We start from the raw sequence: 4,665 nt of genomic DNA on the forward strand, positions 1-4,665 counted from the left end.
CCTAAAATGGATTGCCGCAGTCCCTCCAGGGGATAAAACTGGAGCATGGCCCAATAGGAGTTCATGCTGTGCAAAAAAGTGGGTTCATCGATTTTGCCTTCGGCGTACCATTTTTCTTTTACGGCGATTCGCCGGGTGATCCGGCGCAGGTTTTCGTTGCGCAACCGGATCAGGTTGGGAAAAATGCGCAGCCCCAGAAAGCTCAGGCCATTCTCACGTTTGTTGAGAAAAGTAGCCGAAGGTTTGAGGCGGAGTTGCAGCCGTTCGTGTAGGAAAACTTCGGTTTCGCGCAGCAAGTCTTTGAGCACCTGCTTGTCGGGGTGAAACAGCACAAAATCATCCATGTAGCGCACGTAGGCTTTGAGCCGTTTTTCTTGTTTGAGCCACATATCCAGTGGGTGCAGGTATACATTGGCAAAAAACTGGCTGGTCCGATTGCCGATGGGCAACCCAACGCCATTGTGGCCACCGTGGCGGATGATTTTTTCAGCCAGTTTCAACACCCGTTGGTCTTTGAGGGTACGCGCCAGCAGTTCCAAAAGAATGTTGTGGTTGATCGAATCGAAAAATTTTTCAACATCACTTTTCAAAAACCATTCCTGAGCGCGGAGGAATTGCTGGGCGCGCTGGGCGGCAGCATGTACGCCTTTTCCTTTGCGGGTGGCGTAAGAATCGCCAATAAAGCGCCGCTCCCAAATGGGCTCGAGGATATTGACCAGGGCATGGTGCATCACCCGATCCCGAAACGAGGCGATGGCGATACTGCGTTGCTTGGGGTCGTGGATTTCAAAGTAACGAAAGGGTGCGGGTGCCCAGGTATCGTTTTGCAATTCCTCCTGGATCAGCAACAATTCCTTTTCCAAATGATAGGAAAAGGTGGCACTTTCGTTGGTTTTGCGGCTGCCAAGGCGGGTTTTGCGCCAGGCCAGGTGCAGGTTTTGGAAGCTGCACAAGTCGGAATAAAGGTTGTTTATTCTTTGCATGATTTGAGCCAACCGCCTACCATGCGGCCAGCGGTGTTGATTTGGAGTTGAACAAATTCATACTGGTTCATGCTGATGTATTGCCGCTCAAAGCAAAGCCTGAAAAGCAAGCGCAGTTTTTCGAGTTTCAGGTTGACCTGGGTCAGCGTAGCCTTTTTTTGGCTGGAGTACACCGCATCGGTAAGCAATTCAAGGGTATCGAGGGTATGGTTGGCAATGCGCCCTGCAATGGTAAAGCGGGTATGCTTGGGCATGCGGTCGCATTTGTCCAAAATCCAGTCTGTGGCCTTGAACCAGTGGTCGTAGAGTGGGTAGTCCGCTTTCATGAGGCAGTGTAAAAGGTTTGAATCATGGCGATGAGGGCTTTGCCGTATTTCTCGATGCGCGATTTTCCAAACCCTTTGACGAGTTTGAGGCTTTCCAGCGTTGTGCATTTTTGGAGAATCATCTCGGCGAGGTGGGCATTGGTGGCCAGAATGTATACTGGCAAGCCCTGTTTTTGGCCTTCTTCACTGCGCCATTGCTTGAGGCGCAGGAACAGCACTTTTTGTTGTTCGTCCAAACCAAAATTGGTGTCTTTAACCTTGGTTTCGGCGTTTTTGCGCTCCTCTTCAAGGATGACGCCATAGTGCACGGCAACCGTCCAATAAGGTTCATGGTTGCGCACGAAGAATTTGGTTTCAATTTTGTGCACCCGTTTGTTCAGACAAAACTGTTGCACCAGATCGTCGTGAAAAGTTTGGGTTTCATCCTGAAACGGGATGGTGAAAATGCGGATCGGCATGGCTTGTGAAATTTTAGACCCGGTCTTCGCCTTATTGCTAAGCCTACCAACCGAGTCCTTGAATAAATATTCGATCACCCCACTGATGTGGTGATGCGAGACAAGCTGCTGGACAGAAAGAGCTACTCCCGGCAGATCCGTAGAGCAACCAGATCCGAGCCTGCTTTCCTGTATTGGCTAGCCGGCAACCGATGTTGTTGTTGCGGTTGTCGGGCGTGTTGTTGTTGCGATTCGCCGCACGCACGTTCTGCGGGTTGTTGTTCCACGACCCGCCCCGTAACACCCGGTTGGAGCCTGATGCAACTTGCCTGATCTAATGTAAAATTTTAGGCAGATTTTTGAGGGATCTTAACGCTGACGCACGAGCAAGGTGAAAATGTCATACGAATACGCGTATGTAGCATGTTGATAGTGGTTCGATTGTTGCTTAACACAACCCCGAAGGGGTGACAGGATTATAGCAGAATAACCATGTTTATTCCATTAAGAGAAACCCCGAAGGGATGGCATGATAAAAAAACGTCAGGAGGCGGTTAAATAATGTCACCCCTTCAGGGTTCAAATACATCCTCATTCCATTTTTTCTATAATCCTGTCACCCCTTCGGGGTTGAAAACTGCGTTCATTTTAGAACCAATCGACCCTACCTTGAAGGGGAGAACAGCTTACTTTAGGTCAATTTTCTACCTTTCATTAAGCAAAAAGAAAATGGGAACACTGATGACGCGGATCTAGCGGATTTACACGGATTTGATCCGCGAAAATCCGCTAGATCCGCGTCATCAGCGTTCCCATTGGTGTCGCTTTTGGGTGTACTGATTGGACACAATTTTGTTAGCAATGCATATTTTTGTCCTCTAGAAGGGAGCTGGAATACGGTTGTTTAGACGCGGTGCATCGCGTCCCCGCCGATTCAGGTCTCATGCTTGCATATTTTTTAAAAAACACCGAAATTGCCAAGGATAAAGTGCGTGATTTTATTCAAACTTTGCCAACTGTCTTAAACCAAACGACGATGAGTACTTACGACATGATAGTAAAAGAAGGGGAATCAAAAGCGCAGAAAGTTTTTGAAGAACTGTTGGCAAAAGAAAGGCAACGGGCCGAAGAGGAACACCACCAACGCGCCGAAGAAGAACGTATCCGATTAAACAATACGATCCTCAACCTGCATCGTATTGCCAAAATGCCAGTACCAGAGATTGCGCTCATGGTTGGTATTGAAGTTGAATACATCGAGACTTTGATTGCAAAGTCGGAACATGAAGAGGATAAAGTGTAGAGATGGGATGTATTGAATAATCATACCCCTGACACGGATCTAGCGGATTGTCTCAGATCAAATCCGTGCAAATCCGCTAGATCCGCGTCATCAGCGTTCCCATTGTTGTCGCTTTAGGGCACTGATTGTACACAATTTTGTCAGTTCGATTTCTTTTCATTTTTTGTTTAATATTGTTAAAATAAAAAAATAATTGACTTTGGACAAAAAACAACTATGCCCAAAAAAACCGCCAAACCGTACGATGAATTTTTCGTAAATGTTTAGCAAAAATAGTTGTGTGCAAAGAGTAGTTCCAGGGGCTGGGGGTTCTGAAGCTACGTAAGCTGTTCAATATCAAGCGTAAAAATTCTGTGTCCTAATCGTAGCCTTTCAGGAGAACGGGGAGGATGTTGTTGAACTACAATGCTCCCTTCAGGCTTTCTCCGCGTTCTAGGACGCGTTGCTCCTGTTGTTGGCGGATGCCTTCCCACTCGCTGGGGTCTGTGGCATCCAGTAAACTGATGGCCACGCTCCAAACCTCGTTTCTCCAACTGCTGATCAGCTGAGATAGCAGCCATTCATCCATGCGTCCCATCACCCGATCTACAATGGCCATGACCGGAGCGTGGGGCTCAATTACGGTATCCTGTACCGCATCAATGGTACTGGCAATGACCTGGTTGACTTTTTCATGGTCTTCCTGCCGAAGTTGCTGTTGATCTGGATGGAGGGTAGGCCACTCATCGCGCAAACAATCGTATAGCGACAGCGGTAAATCGTAATTGATGTGGGCATTTACCCCAAGCAAAAGGCATTGCAATACATGTAAGCTGGAATGTAGGGTAGCATCGTGTGCCTGTTGCCACGGCGGAGAGGTTTGTGCGGAGTGGCGCTCATAATTGTCCAGTGCTTCAAAGTAATACTCGGCAAAACGCAGCATCAGCTTACTGATCCATATTGGGTCATGAAAATGCCCTTCGGTGATGGCCGTAGCCATATTGGTACTCATCATGCTGTAACAACGCAAGAAAATACAGCGTTGATCGCCGGTTTTTTCCCAGGCATCAGCGCATTGAATCATGCGGTGCAGGACTAGATCGATGGTTTGCATGGTTCAAAGAAAAGAAATTTTGAACTGAAATCCATTTGGTGCTGGGAAGAAATAAATCAACAGAATTGTTAATCCCGTTGCTTTTACGATAAGGGTAACACTTACCCCTTCTTTTAATAAATTTTCAGCTACTATGCCAAGCAAGTACAAAACCAAGTACAAACCCGATTGGAATGATCCATAATGGCGCGATTTTTTGATTTTCTAAATAAAAACAACCCGCTAGTGTACCCCACATGATGATTACAACTGGGTAGTTTATCATGATATGCCCTTTTGCGATTGCTTTGTCGATTGAGATGGGTGGATTCATTGGTTTTTTGGGTGGTGATGGATTATAGCTAACGGTCTTGCGCTTAGCCCATTTTAGTGCCAGTAGTTAATTGCTTTTTCGTATTCTTAATCCAATATAAAGTATCTCGGTAAATAATTGGAAGCATAGGTTCTTTAAGTCTTGGCAAACTCAAGGTTCACGCTTTTCTTCGCATTTTTCAAAAATGTCCAGTTGAGAACAAAATTAGTC

At 46.6% G+C, this 4,665-nt stretch carries 7 protein-coding genes; 1 reads left to right on the forward strand and 6 read right to left on the reverse strand.

Annotated elements, in window-relative coordinates:
* The 4 genes from ABW391_RS28570 to ABW391_RS28585 form a co-directional block, all read right to left on the reverse strand.
* A partial coding sequence (locus tag ABW391_RS28570; protein WP_353485319.1) for a reverse transcriptase domain-containing protein occupies positions 1 to 983 on the reverse strand: 983 nt, incomplete at its 3' end.
* On the reverse strand, positions 971 to 1,309 hold the full coding sequence (avd, locus tag ABW391_RS28575) for a diversity-generating retroelement protein Avd (protein ID WP_353485320.1): 339 nt from the start codon (positions 1,307 to 1,309) through the stop codon (positions 971 to 973). The genes ABW391_RS28570 and avd, both read right to left, overlap by 13 nt.
* Entirely contained in the window at positions 1,306 to 1,767 is a 462-nt protein-coding gene (locus ABW391_RS28580; RefSeq protein WP_353485321.1) for an HRDC domain-containing protein, read from the reverse strand. Before ABW391_RS28580 ends, avd begins: the two co-directional genes overlap by 4 nt.
* A 43-nt stretch (positions 1,768 to 1,810) precedes the next feature.
* Entirely contained in the window at positions 1,811 to 2,080 is a 270-nt protein-coding gene (locus tag ABW391_RS28585; RefSeq protein ID WP_353485325.1) for an SUMF1/EgtB/PvdO family nonheme iron enzyme, read from the reverse strand.
* A 609-nt stretch (positions 2,081 to 2,689) separates the two neighbouring features.
* Between ABW391_RS28585 and ABW391_RS28590 the strand changes: the two genes are divergently transcribed.
* Positions 2,690 to 3,049 carry a hypothetical protein gene (locus ABW391_RS28590; protein ID WP_353485322.1) on the forward strand — a complete coding sequence of 120 codons (360 nt, stop codon included), beginning with the start codon at positions 2,690 to 2,692 and terminating at the stop codon, positions 3,047 to 3,049.
* A 400-nt stretch (positions 3,050 to 3,449) separates the two neighbouring features.
* Here ABW391_RS28590 and ABW391_RS28595 read toward each other — a convergent pair whose 3' ends face one another.
* Positions 3,450 to 4,142, reverse strand: a complete 693-nt coding sequence (locus ABW391_RS28595; RefSeq protein WP_353485323.1) for a DUF5995 family protein — start codon at positions 4,140 to 4,142, stop codon at positions 3,450 to 3,452.
* Positions 4,143 to 4,266: 124 nt separating this feature from the next.
* Positions 4,267 to 4,455 carry a hypothetical protein gene (locus ABW391_RS28600; RefSeq protein ID WP_353485324.1) on the reverse strand — a complete coding sequence of 63 codons (189 nt, stop codon included), beginning with the start codon at positions 4,453 to 4,455 and terminating at the stop codon, positions 4,267 to 4,269.
* Positions 4,456 to 4,665 lie beyond the last annotated feature (210 nt).

Origin of the sequence: Haliscomenobacter sp. (genome assembly GCF_040403615.1) — a bacterium.
In the GTDB taxonomy this organism is placed as follows: domain Bacteria; phylum Bacteroidota; class Bacteroidia; order Chitinophagales; family Saprospiraceae; genus Haliscomenobacter.

Excerpts from the sequence above, each read along its gene's own strand:
- ABW391_RS28580 (WP_353485321.1), bottom strand. The coding sequence starts at position 1,767 with ATGCCGATCCGCATTTTCACCATCCCGTTTCAGGATGAAACCCAAACT.
- ABW391_RS28595 (WP_353485323.1), bottom strand. The coding sequence starts at position 4,142 with ATGCAAACCATCGATCTAGTCCTGCACCGCATGATTCAATGCGCTGAT.
- ABW391_RS28600 (WP_353485324.1), bottom strand. The coding sequence starts at position 4,455 with ATGAATCCACCCATCTCAATCGACAAAGCAATCGCAAAAGGGCATATC.
- ABW391_RS28590 (WP_353485322.1), top strand. The coding sequence starts at position 2,690 with ATGCTTGCATATTTTTTAAAAAACACCGAAATTGCCAAGGATAAAGTG.
- avd (WP_353485320.1), bottom strand. The coding sequence starts at position 1,309 with ATGAAAGCGGACTACCCACTCTACGACCACTGGTTCAAGGCCACAGAC.